At 47.9% G+C, this 19,490-nt stretch carries 16 protein-coding genes; 5 read left to right on the forward strand and 11 right to left on the reverse strand.

The annotated features are described in order from the left end of the window. From MJ595_RS14070 to ccoG, 3 genes are read right to left on the reverse strand one after another with little or no spacing between them, the layout of a single operon-like run. On the reverse strand, positions 1-2,451 hold the full coding sequence (locus MJ595_RS14070) for a heavy metal translocating P-type ATPase (RefSeq protein ID WP_263078576.1): 2,451 nt from the start codon (positions 2,449-2,451) through the stop codon (positions 1-3). A gap of 44 nt (positions 2,452-2,495) precedes the next feature. Further along, the gene (locus tag MJ595_RS14075; RefSeq protein WP_263078577.1) at positions 2,496-3,041 is read right to left on the reverse strand and encodes a FixH family protein; all 546 of its coding nucleotides are present in this window, start codon (positions 3,039-3,041) and stop codon (positions 2,496-2,498) included. Further along, a complete protein-coding gene (ccoG, locus tag MJ595_RS14080) occupies positions 3,041-4,483 on the reverse strand; it encodes a cytochrome c oxidase accessory protein CcoG (protein WP_263078579.1) in 1,443 nt (480 codons plus the stop codon). Before ccoG ends, MJ595_RS14075 begins: the two co-directional genes overlap by 1 nt. 327 nt (positions 4,484-4,810) lie before the next feature. Here ccoG and MJ595_RS14085 point away from each other — a divergent pair, with 327 nt between their 5' ends. Beyond that, positions 4,811-6,010 carry a baculoviral IAP repeat-containing protein gene (locus MJ595_RS14085; protein WP_263078580.1) on the forward strand — a complete coding sequence of 400 codons (1,200 nt, stop codon included), beginning with the start codon at positions 4,811-4,813 and terminating at the stop codon, positions 6,008-6,010. An 18-nt stretch (positions 6,011-6,028) separates the two neighbouring features. Here MJ595_RS14085 and MJ595_RS14090 read toward each other — a convergent pair whose 3' ends face one another. Then, entirely contained in the window at positions 6,029-6,664 is a 636-nt protein-coding gene (locus MJ595_RS14090) for an arylesterase (protein WP_263078581.1), read from the reverse strand. Positions 6,665-6,701: 37 nt separating this feature from the next. Between MJ595_RS14090 and MJ595_RS14095 the strand changes: the two genes are divergently transcribed. Together MJ595_RS14095 and MJ595_RS14100 are read left to right on the forward strand one after the other, a co-directional pair. Beyond that, positions 6,702-7,400, forward strand: a complete 699-nt coding sequence (locus tag MJ595_RS14095; RefSeq protein ID WP_263078583.1) for an ABC transporter ATP-binding protein — start codon at positions 6,702-6,704, stop codon at positions 7,398-7,400. Beyond that, the gene (locus MJ595_RS14100; RefSeq protein ID WP_263078584.1) at positions 7,397-9,901 is read left to right on the forward strand and encodes a hypothetical protein; all 2,505 of its coding nucleotides are present in this window, start codon (positions 7,397-7,399) and stop codon (positions 9,899-9,901) included. Before MJ595_RS14095 ends, MJ595_RS14100 begins: the two co-directional genes overlap by 4 nt. A gap of 137 nt (positions 9,902-10,038) precedes the next feature. On the opposite strand, the gene ccoP is transcribed toward MJ595_RS14100, so the two are convergent. From ccoP to MJ595_RS14130, 6 genes are all read right to left on the reverse strand, one after another. Then, a complete protein-coding gene (ccoP, locus tag MJ595_RS14105; protein ID WP_263078585.1) occupies positions 10,039-10,944 on the reverse strand; it encodes a cytochrome-c oxidase, cbb3-type subunit III in 906 nt (301 codons plus the stop codon). After that, positions 10,941-11,153 carry a cbb3-type cytochrome c oxidase subunit 3 gene (locus MJ595_RS14110; protein WP_263078586.1) on the reverse strand — a complete coding sequence of 71 codons (213 nt, stop codon included), beginning with the start codon at positions 11,151-11,153 and terminating at the stop codon, positions 10,941-10,943. Before MJ595_RS14110 ends, ccoP begins: the two co-directional genes overlap by 4 nt. Then, on the reverse strand, positions 11,153-11,764 hold the full coding sequence (gene ccoO, locus MJ595_RS14115) for a cytochrome-c oxidase, cbb3-type subunit II (RefSeq protein ID WP_263078587.1): 612 nt from the start codon (positions 11,762-11,764) through the stop codon (positions 11,153-11,155). The genes MJ595_RS14110 and ccoO overlap by 1 nt, the downstream gene beginning before the upstream one ends. An 18-nt stretch (positions 11,765-11,782) precedes the next feature. After that, a complete protein-coding gene (gene ccoN, locus MJ595_RS14120; RefSeq protein WP_263078589.1) occupies positions 11,783-13,228 on the reverse strand; it encodes a cytochrome-c oxidase, cbb3-type subunit I in 1,446 nt (481 codons plus the stop codon). Between the two features lie 605 nt (positions 13,229-13,833). After that, positions 13,834-14,760 carry a Dyp-type peroxidase gene (locus tag MJ595_RS14125; RefSeq protein WP_263078590.1) on the reverse strand — a complete coding sequence of 309 codons (927 nt, stop codon included), beginning with the start codon at positions 14,758-14,760 and terminating at the stop codon, positions 13,834-13,836. Positions 14,761-14,842: 82 nt separating this feature from the next. Continuing rightward, positions 14,843-15,919 carry a C45 family peptidase gene (locus tag MJ595_RS14130; RefSeq protein WP_263078591.1) on the reverse strand — a complete coding sequence of 359 codons (1,077 nt, stop codon included), beginning with the start codon at positions 15,917-15,919 and terminating at the stop codon, positions 14,843-14,845. A gap of 80 nt (positions 15,920-15,999) precedes the next feature. Here MJ595_RS14130 and MJ595_RS14135 point away from each other — a divergent pair, with 80 nt between their 5' ends. Continuing rightward, positions 16,000-16,650, forward strand: a complete 651-nt coding sequence (locus tag MJ595_RS14135; protein ID WP_263078592.1) for an alpha/beta hydrolase — start codon at positions 16,000-16,002, stop codon at positions 16,648-16,650. 94 nt (positions 16,651-16,744) lie between these two features. On the opposite strand, the gene brnQ is transcribed toward MJ595_RS14135, so the two are convergent. Next, the gene (gene brnQ, locus MJ595_RS14140) at positions 16,745-18,133 is read right to left on the reverse strand and encodes a branched-chain amino acid transport system II carrier protein (protein ID WP_263078593.1); all 1,389 of its coding nucleotides are present in this window, start codon (positions 18,131-18,133) and stop codon (positions 16,745-16,747) included. Positions 18,134-18,481: 348 nt separating this feature from the next. Between brnQ and MJ595_RS14145 the strand changes: the two genes are divergently transcribed. Beyond that, positions 18,482-19,231 (forward strand): hypothetical protein, encoded by a 750-nt coding sequence (locus MJ595_RS14145; protein WP_263078594.1) that lies wholly within the window; start codon positions 18,482-18,484, stop codon positions 19,229-19,231. Positions 19,232-19,490: the final 259 nt, after the last annotated feature.

A 19,490-nucleotide genomic window follows, 5' to 3' on the forward strand; every position in this document is an offset into this window, starting at 1 on the left:
TCAGGTTTCCTGATAATCAAGTGGTGTGGACTGTTGTTTGCTTCCTGCTTTTAATCTGGGCCTGTCAAGGCGTAATGCGTTAGCTACCACTATCAATGAACTCAGGGTCATGCCCAATGCGGCCATCCAGGGAGCGATCATACCCGAAGCAGCCAAAGGCAGGGCGGTCAGGTTATAGGCTAATGCCCAGGTCAGATTTTGGTGAATTACCCTTAGGGTTTGCTGAGTGAGCCTGAAAGCATCAGGCAGCTGTTGTAGGTTTTGGGAGATCAGGATGGCATCAGCACTGGTGCGGGCAAGGTCAGAGGCATTGCCCATGGCCAGGGAAATATCAGCGCCGGCCAAGACCGGGATATCATTAATGCCATCGCCAATCATCAGTACCCTGTCACCTTGTTGCTGGCAATGCCGGATAAAAGCCAGTTTGTCATCGGGGCTAGCCTCACCTTGCCAGTGGTTAATTCCCAGGGTTTTAGCGGTAGAGGCGACCACGGTTGAACGGTCACCACTTAGCAGGGTGACTTTCTTTCCGGTAGCCATTAGCTGTCTGATGGTTTCTTTTGCTTCTGGCTTAAGACTGTCAGAAATTCGGAACCAGCATAAAGGGGTATTGTCTGAGGCTAATAACAGCCACTGTCTGTTATCGGGGGGGGAGCATTGTCCTGAAGCAAAATCGGGCTTGCCTATGCGGTAGAGCCTATTATTTACCAGACCTTCAATACCCTGACCAATATGGGATTTTACATTATGTGCCTGAAGCCTTGCTCCAGGCACATTGTCAAAGGCTTTGGCGATGGGGTGTTCTGAATGGGCTTCCAGGGCTGATGCAATAGCGAGTAACGCCTCGGTACTGTCTTTGCAGCCTGGAACGGGTCGGGTTTCTGCCAGGTTGAGTTTGCCCCGGGTCAGAGTTCCGGTTTTATCAAAAATAATATGGTTAACCTGGTTAAGTCCTTCGAGGACATGGCTCCGGGTGATCATAAAACCCAGTTTATGCAGATGCCCCGTTGCTGCGGTGAGCGCCGTAGGGGTCGCCAGAGATAAGGCGCAGGGACAGGTTACCACCAATACTGACAGGGTGATCCAGAAGGCATCGCCGGGGGCGTAATGGAACCAGAAACTATAAACGACAGTTGATATCAGTAGTACTGCGCTGACAAACCAGCCTGATACCCTATCGGCAATATGGGCAATAGCCGGTTTTTCCTGCTGGGCCCTGCGCAGTAATTTAACAATACCTGCAATACGGGTTTGGTTGCCGGTATGGGTAATCCTGATATCAATGGCATTATCAATATTCATACTGCCACCCAGAACGGTTTGCCCTTTTTGTCTTGTTACGGGCATAAACTCACCGGTGAGCATGGATTCGTCTACAGTACTGTTGCCTGAAATGATAATGCCATCGGCAGGAATACTGTCACCAGGTAATATCCGGGCTATGTCGTTATTTGTGAGATGGTTGACCGGAACGCGCTGCCAGCTGTCCTGATTTTTTTTCAGGCAGCTGGTGGGTAGCCAATGAGTGAGTGTCCTGGCGGCCCTGGATGTACTGTGTCTGGCCTTTAATTCCAGATAGCGGCCTGTCAGCAGAAAAAAGGTAAACATACAGACCGAATCGAAATAGACCTCATTCCCACCCGTGTATGTTGCCCACAGGCTGGCAAGATAGGCACCGCCAATAGCCAGGGAAACAGGGACATCCATCCCGGGATGCCTGATGCGAATATCTCGCAGTGCACCCTTAAAAAAAGGCCAGGCTGAATAAAAGACGACAGGGGTTGCCACAATCATACTGATAGTGCGAATAAAATCCCGATAAGACTCGCTCATATCATTACTGATAGCGCCTGAGTAAAGGGCAATGGCATACATCATGACCTGCATGGCACCGATACCGGCAACTGCCAGCCGTCTGATAAAACGGCGGTTTTCCTCCTGAAACAGGGATTCCTGCTGGTCAGCATGCCATGGCAGGGTTTTGTAACCGATGCGGGTAATTTCCAGCATGATGGTGCTGAGTTTGATTTGTCCGGTATCCCAGGTGACCTGGGCTTCATGGGTGCTTAGATTGACATGGGCCGCTGTTACGCCGGGCAGGGAACCCAGGTGTTTTTCGAGCAGCCAGATACAGGCGGCGCAAGTAATGCCATCAATTAGCAAATTGGCCTGGAAAGAATGGTTGTTTATCTGCTGGACAAAATCCTGTTGAATACCGGGCTGGTCATAGATAAGTAGTTCTTCCCTGAGTCGTTCACTGATTGCTGTCGCCTGTTTACCAGAGTCTGTTCTATGCTGGTAGTAACGGGTTAATCCTCCCGCTATGATAGCCTCCGTTACCGCTTTACAGCCAGGACAGCACATGGGTTGCTGAGTGCCCTCCACTTCGGCATAGAATAAAGGCGTTCCTTTAACGGGGAGTTGGCAGTGATAGCATTGGGTTTCAGTCATACAGCAGTGCTCTTGTTAATACAGCGTTGAGCATGTATGGAATATCAGGTTCCGGACTTGTTTTGCAATGAGATCTCACTATCAGGGTTAACATCCGTTTTTCTGCTGATTCGCCAGCCGGTTTCGTAGCCCACTTCCGGGATCAGGTGATCCAGGGTTTCCAGCTGAACGTAATAACGGCCAGGCGTGAACTTTTCCAATTGACCAACGTAGTCTCCGGATACCGTGCGCCGAAGGGTTACGGTGGTATCTTTATCCGAAAATAGAGGGGATAGCAGGCTGAGCTTCAGGGTTTCAGGGAAGTGGTGGAGTTGCCCTGACACTTTGGCCCGCACTTCTCCGGACATATCATCTATAAGAATGGATGCATTAATGGCCAGCTGAAGTGCGTTTTGATCCCGGGTAAGGTCAATATTGATGGCCTTGCCGCTTTTGTAGTAATCATCCACCACCACACTGTCCGCTTTTTGCAGTGCGATCACTAACTGGATGGTTCCCCAGGTGATAGAGATCACAATAATGCTGATAATAAACCAGGGCCAGGGTTCTTTATACCAGGGTGAATGGGTGGACGTTGGCTGTTTATTCATTACTGATTACTTCCTGTATTTGTCTTAGGCTGTATTGTTCTTGGTGCCATAAACCGGCTTTCTGAGCGGAGTGGCTTTATGGTGGTGTCCGAGGTGGTGATGTTGAATGTGATTGGACGTGAGGTTGCTACTCCCTGTTCTGCCGGTGCTGTGATCCGGATAATATGCTCTGCCACTTCCCCGGCACTGACTGAAAAGGGGCTGTGGTCGTGTAGTTTAAGATTTTTGATGCCGGAGACTGCAATGTTGATATCCAGGTCTTTCTGGCTTTTGTTGGCTACTTTTACCATATAGATATTTTCAATGGCGTTGTCCCGGGTCATACGGAACAATGTATTGCGGTCACGAATGACCTCAAGTTCAAGGGGGATTCTGTCAGCCAGGGTCCAGGCAAACAGGCCGATGATGGTCAGCAGTGCCAGGATATAACCAGCGAGCCGGGGTCTTAGTGTTCGGGTTTTTCCTCCCGTTAATTCTGTGTCAGTGGTATAGCGAATCAATCCTTTCTCATAACCCATTTTATCCATAATGGTGTCGCAGGCATCCACACAGGCTGCGCAACCAATGCACTGATATTGCAGCCCATCACGGATATCTATACCGGTGGGGCAAACCTGTACGCAAACCGTACAGTCAATACAGTCTCCCAGCCCAAGCTCTTTGGGATTGGCGCTGCGCTTCCTTGGTTCCCGTTGTTCGCCCCGCTGCTTATCATAGGCGACCACGAGCGTATCATTATCAAACATTACACTCTGGAAGCGGGCATAAGGACACATATAGAGGCAGACCTGTTCCCTGAGCCAGCCCGCATTGCCATAGGTTGCCAGGGTGAAGAAACTCAGCCAGAAGTAGGTCCAGCTGCCCGCCAGTCCATTAAGAATCAGGCTTGGCAGTTCTTTCACCGGGGTGAAGTAACCCACAAAGGTAAATGCCGTAGCAAAGGCTATGGTGAGCCAGAGCAGGTGTTTGGTCAGTTTTTTTAGTGCTTTCGACAGGGTCAGGGACTGTTTGTCCAGCTTAATCCGGCGATTTCTTTCTCCCTCAGTGAAACGCTCCACCCACATAAAGACCCAGGTAAACACACTTTGTGGACAGGTATAGCCACACCATATCCGTCCGGCAAATACGGTGATGGTGAACAGGCCAAAGGCACAAATAATCAGAATCCAGGAGAGCAGGATAAAATCCTGGGGCCAGAAGGTGGCACCAAAAATATGAAATTGCCGGGCAGGTAAGTCAAAAAGCACTGCCTGGCGTTCTCCCCAGCTAAGCCAGCAGGTACCGAAAAAAAGCAGAAACAGGAAAGTGCCGCCTGCCAGTCTCAGGTTACGAAAGAACCCGGTAAAGCTGCGGGTATAGATTTTTTCCGGTTTTTGGTAAAGGTCTATCAGCTCAGGTTCTGGTTGTCGGTCAGACTGAGGCTGCTTATCAGTGGCACTCATGCATTGTTATCTCATTGTTATAGAGTCTGTTTATGTGTTATCGCCCTCCGTGGACATCCCAAAAGCAGGATTGGCTTGAATTTTACTGGTTACTGGTGGCTGTAGCAACGAGAGGTTGCTGACAATCACGTGATTTCAATTTCAAGTGAAGTGGCTTGATAGCTGTTAGATTGAACTCAGGTCAAACGGAAAACACTGCCCCATTATTTTATATCCAGCCGCTAGTTGCTAGCCGAAGAGGTATTTTAGGTTACCAGAAAATATTAGGTGGTAGAAAACTAGCTATACTGTGTTTTTGGTGTTGTTTTTGACAAAGATTGCAGTAGGGTGAGAGAAGATTATGCTGCTGAAAAACGACAGACAACGCGTACTCTTTTTAAACGGGGTGCGGCTGTGAAAGCAGGTATCGAGAATGAACGAAAAGCCTGCGGCTGGAGCGAGGCTCATATGATTAAAGTGCTTGGACTAGTTGATTTTTTTGTTAAAATTATTCATTTTTTATTTTTGGGTGTCACCCTGATCTTCTTTTCATACGCCCATTGCCAAGATTATTTTGAATCCGATGTGTTCAGGCAATATGTAACTAACCTCAAATTATCTCATTGTGGTAAATTTTTCCCATCAGATTGTCTCTGTACTGAAGAGCAATTTGAATGTCAAATTATGGCAATATTGATTCCTCGTCTGGTTAGTTGTGAAAAGTGGCAACAAATACGCACCAATTCGTGTCAGGGAAATAAATTATGCCTGTTGCCCAGCGCATATCCCAACCGCAAAGAGCTATTATTCCATAGCATGAAAGAGTGTTTAAAAAATAGCACGTTATGTGACTATATGAGGTGCTTAAGAAACTCGTCTGAAGATTATTTACAAAAAATATATGCATGTATAGAAACTCATTTTTATTATCAACAACCACAAGATGTTATCTATCGGTTAAGAAATGTAGCTCAACAACCAGATCACAGGCAATATAACAAGCCTATCAGACAAGGATTAAAAACAGAGAGCAAAGAGCAAACAATAATTAATATAAAAGCGAGCGATATGAGACACCCAGACTATAAAGATGCTGAAAAGCGTTCGGAAAGTTTTGAGTGTTGGCCTGAAGACAAACCAAAGATAGAGTGCATGGTAGAATCGGGTTTCTTTTATGTAGGGGTTGGTGATTTTGTTCGATGTTTTTGCTGTGGTGGTGGGCTGAGAAACTGGTATTTGGATGATGACCCTGATTTGCAGCACTGCAGGGTGTATCAAGCTTGTGCTTTTATGAAGGCGCGGAAAGGAGAGGCATATATGGAAGAAGCTAAAAAACAGCAAGAGGAGCATATAAAATTTGTAAAAGCAAAAAAACAAAATCAAATGGATGTTTTTATATCCGATACTTTGATTCCAAGACTTAAAGAAATGGGATTTAATGATAAGTGGATAAATGAAAGCGAAAAAGAATTTAAAGAATATTGTAAAGATTCTGAAGAGTTGGAAAAACAATTTCAGGAATGGCTATCAGAAAAGGTTTCTTCTTAAGTTTCTGGCAGGCACTAACTATCCGGAATACCCTATTGATTTCATTTTTGTGCCCTCAGATTTCACCTGAGCTTCACTTAACCGAGGCTCCAGATAGAACCAGACATTATTCATCAGCCGGGGCTGTGCCTGTTCGTTGAGGTGGATGCCGTCAGGCTGGTTGAGGGATGGGATTCCGGCCACACCTTCCAGGAAGAAGGGGAGTAGTAAAATATTATGGGACTGGGCAACCTGTTGGAATATTTCTCTGAAGCGGGAAGTATAAGCCGGCCCATAATTGGGCGGAATTCGCATTTCAAATAGCAGGGTATCGATCCCTTGTTGTTTAGTGAGCTGAACCATATCGGCAATATTTTTTTCTATTTGTTGCAAGGGTGTTCCCCGAAGGCCGTCATTAGCACCCAACTCCAGCAATACCAGGTCAGGGGAGTGATTCTGCAACGCCTTGGGTAACCGGCTATGGCCACCGGCTGTTGTTTCACCACTGATACTGGCGTTGATCACCCGCCATTGAGGATGGCTTTCTGCCATTTTTTCCTGTAGCAAATTGACCCAGCCCTTGCGAGAATCCATACCATAAGCAGCGCTGAGGCTATCACCAAATACCAGCAATGTTTTTTTATCAGGTGATGAAGCATCAGCCTGTGCTGTCATTATCAGTAAACAGCATAATAACAAACCGGATGATCGAATGAGTGATAATAAGCTGACGACGGAAGTCATAGTCGAAGCACGATCCCTTGGTAAGCAGGTAGAAAGCCCCGGAGGCGGTTACCTGGATATACTCTCTGAGGTTTCCCTGGAAATCAAGACGGCTGAAACCCTTGCCATTACGGGAGCCTCTGGCAGCGGCAAATCCACATTACTGGGCCTACTGGCAGGATTGGATCAACCCACTTCCGGAGCCGTTTATCTGGCAGGACAATCCCTTGAGGGAATGGATGAGGATGAGCGAGCCAGGTTGCGGGGGCAGGTGGCTGGCTTTGTCTTTCAAAGCTTCCATTTATTGCCCTCTTTAACGGCCCTGGAAAATGTCATGCTGCCGCTGGAGCTGGCGGGTCATAAAAAAGCCAGGATTATGGCAAAGCAGTCACTGGAGCGAGTGGGACTGTCTGACCGTACCCGACACTATCCCGGTAAGTTGTCCGGTGGTGAGCAGCAGCGGGTAGCCATTGCCCGGGCATTTGTGACCCATCCCCGGATTCTGTTTGCTGATGAGCCCACCGGAAACCTTGACCAGCAAACAGGTAGCCGGGTCAGTGATTTATTATTCGAGATGAACAGGGAACATGGCACAACCCTGGTGCTGGTAACCCATGACCTCAATTTAGCAGGTCGTTGCAGCCGATCAGTCATCATTGCCAATGGTCGGCTGAGGGCTGAAGTATGAGCATTCAGTCATTATTGGTCACTGCCTGGCGACAGACAGGACGAGATTTAAAAAGTGGTGAGTTGAGTTTATTGGCGGTTGCCCTGCTGCTGGCAGTGACTATCAGTACCGCTATAGGCCTGTTTGGTAATCGCCTTGAGAAAGGAATGGGACGACAGGTGGCAGCAGTATTGGGGGCTGACCTGGTTGTTCAGGGTTCCCAATCACCGGAACCAGAATTAAAGAAAAAAGCGGAAGAACTTGGACTGGATCAGAGCAGGACTATTGAATTTCCCAGTGTGATTTTAGCGGGTGACCGCTTGCAAATGGTTTCAGTTAAGGGGGTTGAGAATGGTTACCCCCTTCGTGGAGCCGTTCGCACTGCTGACCAGCCATTTGCTGAAGACAAACTGGCAAAAAGTGTACCTCAATCAGGAGAAGTCTGGCTGGAACCCCGACTGTTTCCTTTGCTGGATATTAAGGTAGGCGACACTATCACCCTTGGCGCAAAAAGCCTGCGTGTAACCCAGGTCATAACTCTGGAGAGTGACAGGGGAAAAGGTTTTTACAGTTTTTCTCCCAGGCTGATGTTTAATATTGCCGATCTTGGGCAGACGCAATTGGTTCAGCCAGGCAGCCGGGTTGTATGGCGTAATCTATACGCCGGGCCGGAGCAGGCTGTGGATCAGTTCCGGTTGTGGCTTAAAGATAACCTTACCAGTCAATACCAGGTGCTGGATTTGACCGATGGCAACCGGGGGTTGAGCCGAAGTTTAACCCGGGTCACCGGTTTTCTTTCCCTGGCAGCACAATTGGCAATCCTTTTGTCTGGTATCGCCATTGCCATGGCCAGCCGTCGTTTTGCCCAGCGCCATTATGATGCTGTTGCCATATTACGTTGCCTGGGTGCCAGCCGACGGGAAACCATCGTGATGGTTTGTCTCCAGTTGTTGTTTATTCTACCGCTGATCATGCCTTTGGCATTGATATTGGGCGGGCTGCTTTCGGAAGGGGTTGTTCATTTATTGTCAGATTTGTTACCCGTCTGGCTACCTGCCGCTGATAGCGTGCCGCTGGTGGAGGGTGCTGTAACGGGAATTATTGTATTATTTGGTTTTGCCCTGCCACCCCTGCTTAAACTGAACAGTGTTACCCCTGTATGGGTGCTAAAGAAAGAGCAGGCTCCGGTCACACCGATTTCTGTCTGGTTAATCTATGGACTGGCGCTGGTTAGTCTGGTTTGTCTTTCCTGGTTTGTGACTGACAATCTGTCCCTGACCCTGTCCATTACCCTGGGGGCAGCGGTGCTATTGCCCTTCATAGGTGTGGCCATATCCGCTGTTTTGTGGTTTTGCACCCGGTTGCTATCCAGGCAAAGAGTTAACGTCTTATGGCGTACGGCCTTAAGTCGTTTATCCCGGCAGCGGCTGTTGACTCTTGCCCAGCTTTTGGCCTTCTCTCTAACATTGCTGGTGATGGCTGTGGCGCTGAAAGTGCGCACTGATTTACTGGATCACTGGCAGGAACAGTTGCCGGATAATATTCCTAATTTTTTCAGCTTAAATATCCAATCATATGATATTGGGCCTTTGACTGAGTTTATGGAAACCCGAAAGATCAGCGCAAGCCAAATGTACCCTGTTTTGAGGGGGCGGCTTATAGCAATCAATGAGCAGCCTTTGGATAACGTCCTGAATAGCGATCAGTTAAAGGATAGGGCGGTTAACCGGGAACTCAATCTCACCTGGTCAAATCAACTGCCAGAAATGAATACCTTGATTAAGGGGCGTTGGTGGTCCACTGATGAAATCCCGGAGGTGTCAGTGGAGTCTGGTTTGGCTGTGCGGCTTGGTTTGGATTTAGGTGATACGCTGACGTTTAATATTGCAGGACAACAGCTAACGGCCACCATTACCAGCCTTCGCCATGTGGAATGGGAAAACTTTCGCCCCAATTTTTATATGGTAATGCCTGAATGGGCGCTGGGAGGTTATCCGGCCAGTTGGTTAAATAGCTTTTATTTATCAGCGGAGCAGCGATTTTTATTAAACGAGATGATTCAGAGGTTTCCATCTTTGACGCTGATTGATATGGATTCAGTGATTAATCAGGCCCGGCAAATGATTCAGCAAGGTGTTCTGGCCCTTGAAGCTATGTTGGTTGTGTTATTTCTGGCAGGGCTGTTGGTGTTGTGGGCCAGTATTGCCACCAGTCAGGATGAACGAATCCGTGAGAGTGCACTGTTAAAGGCATTAGGGGCAAGCAGAAGTCAGTTGCAATGGTTACAAACAGGGGAGTTTATCCTGTTGGGAGGATTGGCGGGTCTGTTTGCTGCCCTGGGCTCAGAACTCACCACCTGGCTGGTGTTTACCCGTGTTCTGGATCTGTCCTGGACGTTAAGCCCATTGATGTGGTTTGCCCTGCCTGTGCTTGGGGCGTTATTAGTGGGAGGTGCCGGTTATCTGGGGACTTTTAAGCTGATCCGGCGCTCACCGCTTCAGTTGCTAAATGATGGGGGATAAGCGGTATATAAAAGTCGGTTTCTTTTATTCTTTTTTCACCATAGAGGCGCAGAGAACACAGAGGTTTCATTGTTCTTGAAAATAATTCTCTGTGCCCTCTGCGCCTCTGTGGAGGTTGGGAGCGAGCCTGTTAACCACTACTCTTCGTTTTTAGCCTTATGGGAAAGGCTATAAACATAAGCGGCCACAAGGTGGACTTTCTCCTCCCCAAGAATATCTTTCCAGGCGGGCATCACACCATTTCGCCCACTACGGATGGTGTAAGCGATCTGCTCATGGCTGGAGCCATACAGCCAGGTATTATTGGTGAGGTTGGGTGCCCCCAGGGCCTGGTTGCCAGTGCCATCCGGGGCGTGACAGACAGAGCAGGTGGTGTCATAGATGGCTTTTCCAGCCGCCAGGGTTTCATTACTGGCCCTGGTTTCCAGTCTGCTCAAGGTTCGCACATAGTGTGTCACCTGATTTACGCCCTTCTCCCCAATAATAGCTACCCAGGCTGGCATCTGGCCCTGTCTTCCCATTAATAGTGTTGTTTTTATGGCATCCGGGGTACCGCCATATAGCCAGTCATTGTCTGTTAAATTAGGAAAGCCAAAAGTACCCCGGGCGTCACTGGTGTGGCAAAGGGCGCAGTTATTCATATAAATACGCTGTCCCATCTTTAATGCCCTGGGATTGTTAATCAGTTCCTCTATGGGGGTTGCGGCATAGCGGGCAAACTCCGGGGCATACCGACGGCTATGTTTGAGTTCATGGCGTTCCAGTTCACCAGTGGAGGTCCAGCCAAAGAACCCCTCCCACTTGCCCAGGCCAGGATAAAGTAACAGGTAACCAGCACCAAACACCAAAGTGGCCACAAACATCAAAAACCACCAATGGGGAAGGGGGTTGTCCAGTTCTTCAATACCGTCGTAATGGTGACCGGTGGTTTCTTCCGTCAGATCCGGGCGCTGTGTTTTTCGGGTGGAGAATAAAACCCAAATCACCAGTGCCAGACAAGTCAGGGTAAGGAAAATGATCCACCCGCTCCAGAAACTGCTCATGGTGTTTCGGCTCCTTTATTATTGTTGGAATGGCTATTATTCTGCTGGCCTTTTTTTTGTGGCTCTGTGGGTATTTCATCCGCAAAGGGGAGATTGGCCGCTTCTTCAAAATCGGCTTTGCGACGACTGCCGTAGGCCCAGAAACAGATAGCAAGAAAGGCAATGGCAGCAAAGACCGTTGCCAGACCTCTCAGGGTATTAATATCCATTAGCGGCCTCCCTTGATGGTTGTTCCCAGGGATTGCAGGTAGCTCACCAGGGCATCCAGTTCAGTATGTCCTTTAACTGCCTCCCGGGCACCGGCAATGTCATCATCGGTATAGGGAACTCCCACCTGGCGCAAGGCACTCATTTTTTTACCGGTGAGCTTACCGTCAAGGGTATTATCTGCAAGCCAGGGATAGGCAGGCATAATGGATTCGGGAACAACATCCCGTGGGTTAATTAAGTGCGCCCTGTGCCAGTCATCGGAATAGCGCCCACCAACCCTTGCCAGATCCGGCCCTGTTCGCTTGGAACCCCAGAGGAAGGGGTGTTCGTATACTGATTCGCCAGCCACAGAATAATGACCGTAGCGTTCCACTTCCGCGCGGAGGGGACGGATCATTTGGGAATGGCAACCCAGGCAGCCTTCGCGGATATAGATATCCCGTCCTTCCAGTTGCAGGGCAGTATACGGCTTCAGTCCTTTAACAGGCTCGGTGGTCTCCTTCTGGAAAAATAGTGGCACAATCTCCACCAGTCCACCAAAGCTGATGGCTACAACAATCAGGGCTACCATCAGCGCTATATTTTTTTCTACCACATCATGTTTTTTCATGGTTATCCCACTCCCGGATCAGGCCGCCTCAGGACCGGCTGATGGTATTTCTTTTGCTTTTGTCATTGTGGTGGTGCGATAAACGTTATAGGCCATTATCAACATGCCCAGGACAAAGAAACCTCCCCCCACTGCCCGGACAATATAGCCAAAGCCACTGGCTGTGACGGACTCAATAAAGCTATAGGTGAGTGTGCCGTCTGCATTCACGGCGCGCCACATTAAACCCTGGGTTATACCGTTAACCCAAAGGGCAACGATATAAAGCACCGTACCAATGGTGGATAGCCAGAAGTGGGCATTGATCAGGGGGGTACTGTACATTTCCTTATGGCCACAGACCTTGGGGATCATATGGTAAAGAGCACCAAAAGAGACCATGGCAACCCAGCCCAGGGCACCGGAATGCACATGACCAATAGTCCAGTCGGTATAGTGGGAAAGGGCGTTGACGGTTTTGATGGACATCATGGGTCCTTCAAAGGTGGACATGCCATAAAAGGACAGGGAAACCACCAGGAAACGCAAAATAGGGTCTGTCCGTAATTTATGCCAGGCACCGGACAAAGTCATAATGCCGTTAATCATTCCTCCCCAGGAAGGGGCCAGCAGAATCAGGGACATTACCATGCCAAGGCTTTGAGCCCAGTCGGGCAGTGCCGTGTAGTGCAGGTGATGGGGACCGGCCCAGATGTAGATAGCTATCAGCGCCCAGAAGTGAACAATGGATAAACGGTAAGAGTAAACCGGGCGTTCTGCCTGCTTAGGGACAAAATAATACATGATGCCCAGGAAACCAGCCGTCAGGAAGAAGCCCACCGCATTATGGCCATACCACCACTGAATCATGGCATCCATGGCACCGGCATAGACAGAGTAGGACTTGGTCAGACTGACAGGAATGGCAGCACTGTTCACAACATGCAGGACAGCCACTGTAATGATAAAGGCGCCAAAAAACCAGTTGGCCACATAAATATGCCGTGCAGATCGCTTTCTGATGGTGGCAAAAAAGACCACGGCGTAAGATACCCAGACAAGGGTGATTAATATATCAATGGGCCACTCAAGCTCGGCATACTCTTTGGCGGCAGTATAACCCAGGGGTAAGCTAATGGCGGCCAGCACAATCACCAGTTGCCAGCCCCAGAAAGTAAATGCTGCCAGCCAGGGTAGGGCCAGGGTGGTCTGACAGGTTCTTTGAACCACATAGTAGGATGTGGCAAACAGGACGCAGCCGCCAAAGGCAAAAATAACGGCGTTGGTATGCAGTGGCCTTAAACGGCCAAAACTGGTCCAGGGTAAATTAAAATTGAGTTCAGGAAAGACCATTTGCGAGGCAATCAGGAGACCAACGGCCATGCCCACAACGCCCCATACCACTGCCATCACGGAAAACTGCCGGACAACCTTGTAGTTATAATCCGTTGGGGTGCGGATTGGTTGTATTTTTTCTGTACTCATGCTCCATGCCACCTTCGGTTTGTATTTGTTGTTTCTTTTGATTTTGGTTAAACAATACTTTAAATATTTTGATATTTGTCAATGGCAGACTGATTAGTTCACTGTGATTCCGGAGGAATTAACGGATAAGCGGCGGGTGTTTTTTAAACCATTGGTACTGCATTTTTGATCACTCCCCATAAAGACTGTATCTGCTATGATCATTTTTTTTACAGAATCTTTACTTTTTTTGGTCAATCATACAGAACTGGCCTTAATAGTGCTATTGCTTTTTGGGGCTAAAACGCGGCCATTGCTGGGTGGATCTAGACTCGTAGACTCGTTCCCAGGCTCCTGAGGTTGTCGCAAAAGTTATTTTTATTAACCACGGAGACACAAAGGCACGGAGATTTATAGTTTAAAGATACAAAAACTCTGTGCCTCTGTGCCTCTGTGTCTCCGTGGTTAAAAAAGAGTAAAAACCCTACTTTTTATCTACAGAATTGAGTTTCGCGACAGTCTCTCCTGCCTGGGAACGTATACCTCCGCAAGCCGTAAGCCTGATATTAGCTAGAAATATTCGTATGCATTCCCAGCGGGGACGCTGGGAACGAGAGGTGCAGGTATTAGAGGACAGAGCCTGAAAGAAATTCAATGGAAGGGGCAAAAAAAGCGCAGCCTGTGACAGCATCGGAGTAGTCCATTAAGTGGTCATAATGACCATGGCTGTCAGCCATTATCATTTTCTCGAGCATAAGCTCAAAATGCAGGGGCGTTTTGCCATAGGCTATAAAAAATAACCCGGCCTCTTTACTGTTGCCATAGGGCATGCTGTGACGAAGGATTTCCATGCCCTTGCCTTGATCATCCTTGATGTTGACGCGTTTAATATGGGCATGGGGCGCTTTTTGTTCGGCACTGAACTCAATATTATCGGTTTTGGTTCGACCAATAATTTCTTCTTGATGAGCGATGGGTTGCTGGTTCCACTTTGTCAGTTTATGAATATAACGCTGACAGTGGATGTAGCTGCCTCCGGCAAAAGTAGCGTCTTCGCTGCCTACCAGGGCAACCTGTGCGCGGTTTTCTCCTGTCGGGTTCTCTGTGCCGTCAACAAATCCGGTGAGGTCACGGCTGTCTAGATAGCGAAATCCGCAGATATCTTCTTCAACCAGAACGCTGTCACCAAACCTCTCCAGAGTGTCGTGCATTAAGGCAAAGTTAAGGTCCTTTCGGTTCGAGCGGATATGGAGCAGCAAGTGGCCTGGTGTGGCTGGAGCTTCACGATGACCGCTTTTGAAAGGTTTAAACGGGTGAAGCTGTTCTGGCTTTTTGTGAGGGTATAAACAGTCCCATGCTTCGCTGCCAATACTGATTGTTGATGTGAGTCGTGCATCTGGATATTGGTTGGCCAGGTTACTGGTTATGACGGGTATTTCTGCGCAAACCTTTTTTATGGTATCCAGATTCGTCTGGTCCTGATTAATCAGCAAGGTCAGGAACAGGGCATCGGTGTTAGCTTCGGCGGTGATACCGGACTGGGGTATTGGCATCGTTTACAGCCTTGTGAGATAAAGGGAGACTAAATTGTATAGGGGGATACTATTTAGTCCATGTTTAAAATCAATTAATCCCCTAAAATGTTAATGTTTGCCATTCGCCCTGATCCGCGGGTCCCCGGCAAGCATGAAGCTCGCCCTTTGCCATATCGGCAATCATACAGGCATTGGTGGCCGCATAACTCTTATCTTCCGGGTAACGGTTGATACTGTTGGCTCCATCATCCCGGTTGGCTAAAATTGTTTTGATGGTTTCAATCGTGATGGAGCGGGTATTGATTAGCTCTTGAAGGCGTTCCAGACGGGTCAGGCTGGACGCTGACGGTTGTTCATATTCCTCTGCCTGATGGCGTGGGTTCAAACAGTGATTAGTCCAGCCAATGGGCGCTTTTTCCAGACTTTGTTGGTCATGGCTGAATCCGGTGACTTCGAACCTTACGCCCTGATGCGGGTCAGCAAGCCAATAGGTATGGGCGCCGGATTTAGGCGCTTCAGCCAATATTCTGCTGGCTTCTTCCAGTGTATTACACCGTAATGAGCGGTGAATAAGGTTCAAATAGCCAATGCCCGGTTTGGAACCCCAGGTTTTTAAATTGGTGGTGCCCACAGCCAGGCCCTGGCTGTTCATTCCCATTAAACTTAAACAGCCTGCCAGTTTGACACTCCAGCGGGCTGGCCCTTTATTGGGGACACAATGAGCCGCAATGACGTAGTCAATATCTTCAGGGTTTAAGTCCCAGGTTTGGCCGGCCAGGACGCTGCCTGATTGGCTATGTTCCGGGGGAATCATCAGGGCAGAGCAACCTTCTGCATCAGGCTTTGAACCCGCAAGCATATAGGCATCCCGGACATCGGTATAATTGGTAATGGTATAAAGGTCGGCAGCATCCACATGGGCGGCCCGGGCAATGGCATTATGTTCCTCAAACCCTTCAGGGTCCCAAGTCTCGAAAATTTTCCAGCAGGCTTTTCCTGTGTTTCTAAGGCCATCAATGAGAGAATCGTCTTTAATGCCCTGCTCACGAAAATACCTGACCGCTGCATCCATTCGAACCTGGACAAATCCCTGGATGGTGCTTCTGAGTTCTTCGCCATGGCCATGCCCAATCTGTTCAGGGGTGCCTTGAAACTGGTAGGTTTTCAGTTTGATCATAGTTACGCCTGTGTAGAATAGAGTCCTTTCGTGTCCCTAAAATTATTATTGGCAGTTTTATATAGTAGCGGAGTCTATTAATGGAAGATAATTTTATCTGGAATGATGCGGGTGAAGATGCACCTGTACTGATTTTGGCTCATGGTGCAGGGGCTGGAATGGATAGTGACTTTATGGAAAAGATGGCCGGGCTGTTATGTGAATGGGGGGTGACTACTGTTCGCTTTGAATTTCCCTATATGCAGCAGCGCAGGGCTTCCGGTAAGAAACGTCCGCCAGACCGGCAGCCTGTGTTGCTGGAGCATTGGCAAAAGGTGCTTGATAAGGTTGTGGTAATGACCTCCGCTCCTGTTTTTATTGGCGGAAAATCCATGGGAGGAAGAATGGCCACGTTATTGTTGTCAGAACATTCAGGGAAAAGTGCTGTTTCTGGAGTGGTTTGCCTGGGTTATCCTTTTTATGCCATCGGAAAAAAAGAGCGCCCTCGAGTTGATCATCTGAAAGAGTTGGCAAAACCTGTTCTTATTTTGCAGGGAGAACGGGATACCATGGGAGATGAAAATACCGTTAGCCAGTATATTCTGGGTGATATGGTCAATATTCATTGGCTCGAAGATGGCAATCATGACCTGAAACCGAGAAAGTTATCCGGATTTTCTCATGACCAGCATTTAGGGACTGCCGCCAGTGCTGTGGCAAATTTTATGAGCGCGCGGCAAGTCAGAGAGTGAGTTGTACAGTAACAGAGGCATTGATTGATGTAAGAGGCTGTTTTTCAAGCAGCCTCTAAGGGGGATTTCGTAAGGTTATAATAGTCCCTATTGCTTACACACCTTTAACCAGTCCAACCTGCCCTTTGAGGCTGGTAAGCCATGAGAGACCCAGAGCTATAGCAAACGGCGCAATCCAGCCAAGTCCCTGATCAAACAATGGTAACCACTGTTCCATCTGAAGTTTGATGGTTTCAGGTAATAAGCTGGCGGCATTGAGTCCATCTATCAGGGCAAAAATAGAAACCACAGGAATCGTCAGGGTGAAAATTCTGGAGGCGGTCGGCATTTTATTCCGTAGCAGATTCATCACCACTAGGGCAATAGCCAGTGGGTAGATAGCCACAATAACCGGAACAGAAATACTGATCAGTTGTGTTAAGCCAATATTGGCTACCAGGGCAGAAAGAGACATGATGACAACCAGCATTTTTTTATAGCCGATTTTATTGCCGGACAGCTCACTGAAGTAATCAGCACATGCGGTGCTTACACCAATGGCAGTGGTCAGACAGGCCAGGGTAATAACGCCGGTTAAGGCAATTTTACCGGGCAAGCCAAACAGGGCGGATACATAAAGGGCAAGGATTTTTCCACCGTTTTCGGCACCGCTGGCAATGCTGGTGCTGGTTGCCCCCAGATACATCAGCATGACATAAACCAGTCCAAGGCCGGCAGCTGCGATAAGACCCGCCTGGATGGTGCATTTGGCGATTTCTTTCGGGTTGGTAATGCCTAACTGACGGATAGCCTGACCAATCACTGCACCGAAGCCCAGGGCACCCAAACAGTCCATGGTCATATAACCCTGGATTAAGCCCTCAGGGAATGGAGTGCTGGCATAGGTGCTCACCGGAGCCTGAATGATATCCTGAGGGTTGACCATTACGCCTATTCCGATAATAGCCAGTAACAGCAGTAGTGCCGGTGTCATATATTTCCCGATGGTGCCCACCAGTGAACCGGGGTTAAAGGCGAGAGCGAGGGCAATGGCAAAGAAACCCAGGGTATATAAGGCTAGGTGCCAGTTTTGGGGGTCTGATAAAAAGGAAACGGCTCCCAATTCATAGGCGACAACCGCCGTTCTTGGGATGGCAAAGGCAGGGCCAATAACAATAAAAAGGGCTGTCCAGAACAGGGTGCTCCAGCGTTTTGGCAACAGCCGGGTCATTCCCTGAGGTCCGCCTGCATGAGCCATGGAGACCAGGGTGACCAGAGGCAGGCCCACTGCCGTTAGCAGGAAGCCGATAGCGGCAAAGGCCAGCTCATAACCAGCCTGTTGCCCTAGCATAGGGGGGTAAATCACGTTGCCAGCCCCAAGAAAAAGGGCAAAGGTCATAAAACCGAGGGCGATACGGTCTTGTCGTCGCATTAATGACTCCATCTTTGTGCAGCGGGTGGAGCCGAACTGCCCGGGAAACAGAAAGCTGCCTGAATAAGGCATGACTTCTTTACCCTTGCAGGCCGACAAAGGCCGTCAACTCTTTAGAGGTTGCTGAGATTTTATCGTGAACTCAACAATCCCCAGCGGAGCAGTCGGGACAGCCATGATGTGTTCCCGGGCTTTGAAAACCAGTCTCAGATCACATCAATTTATAGAAGTTTTTCTATATAACTAAAAGTCAAAATAAAAGTTTTTTAAATAAACGTCAGTGCGTAAAAACACCTATCTTTCAGTGGGGTTTGTTGTTTTTTTATCTTTGGGTCGAGGTTTTTATGGTTTGGTCCTATTCTTTTAGAGAAATTTTTGGTTGCGGGGTGTTGTTTATACTTTGAGGGTACTGAGATTATTGTGAAGTTTTATTATCAAAATATCACCTGGCTTCATGGAGTGATAAAAGAGGTTTTTTTGAGATTTTTGAATTTCATTTTTTTTGTTATTTACTCTGCTTTTGCTTTTTCCTTCGGTGAGGGGCGGTGGTTTGTTTTAATGAAAGATATTGATATTCATTCAACTAAATATTTACCACCAAAAAGCTTGGTTTGGACTGGAGAAGAATATGAAGAGGGCGCACCTTTTTTTATAGTGCATGGAGATTGTTTTGGTGAACCTGAATTTGATTGTTTTTATCAGCATGTAGGTGATGAAATCAAAAGCTGGCGGACTTTATATCAAAAAAACATCACATCTTATTTAGTTAAAGGTTGTGAAAAGTATATCCTTGCAAGGCAAGCCGTAGAACTTTTGGATGTTTATATAAGAGAACATGGTCTTAGCTCAAAAAATTGTGTATTTTCCTTTTCTCATGAAGGCAGGCTTATATCATTTACTCAATATGAAAAATTCGATTTTTTAGGGAAAATAAATATTTTAAGATGCGTGTCAGCACCAGAAAATGTGTTATCTGAGCGACCAAAATACAAGCGGGCAAACTTGGCTGTTAATATTTCGATTTTTCATTATGCCTATAATCATGGGTTTCAGGAAATAACAATAACCCCGGTTACTCCTCCTTCAAAATACCAAGCAGTTTTTTTAGGGTTTAAACCTAAGGAATATCTGTGGCTGCTACAAATATCGGGCAAAAATTCAGGGCGCTGATGCCAGAAGTCTACTGGGTAAGCAAAAGCCTCCAGCTTACGAGTAACAGAATACACTTCGTTGGCGGTGGTATGATCGCTTTGATAGTGGCTGGGAAAAAACGGACTATTTTCCATGAGTTAAAATAATAAGCTGTGAAGACTAAACTGCGTCCAGTTAGAAAATGATCATTTGACAGATCTGCGTGGGGCGCGCTTTAGAAGTGGCTCTGCTAGATAAGCAGGCTACAACTATCTGGTTTTCAAACGGGTTATGGTGT

Source organism: Endozoicomonas sp. Mp262 (assembly GCF_025643335.1).
GTDB lineage: Bacteria > Pseudomonadota > Gammaproteobacteria > Pseudomonadales > Endozoicomonadaceae > Endonucleibacter.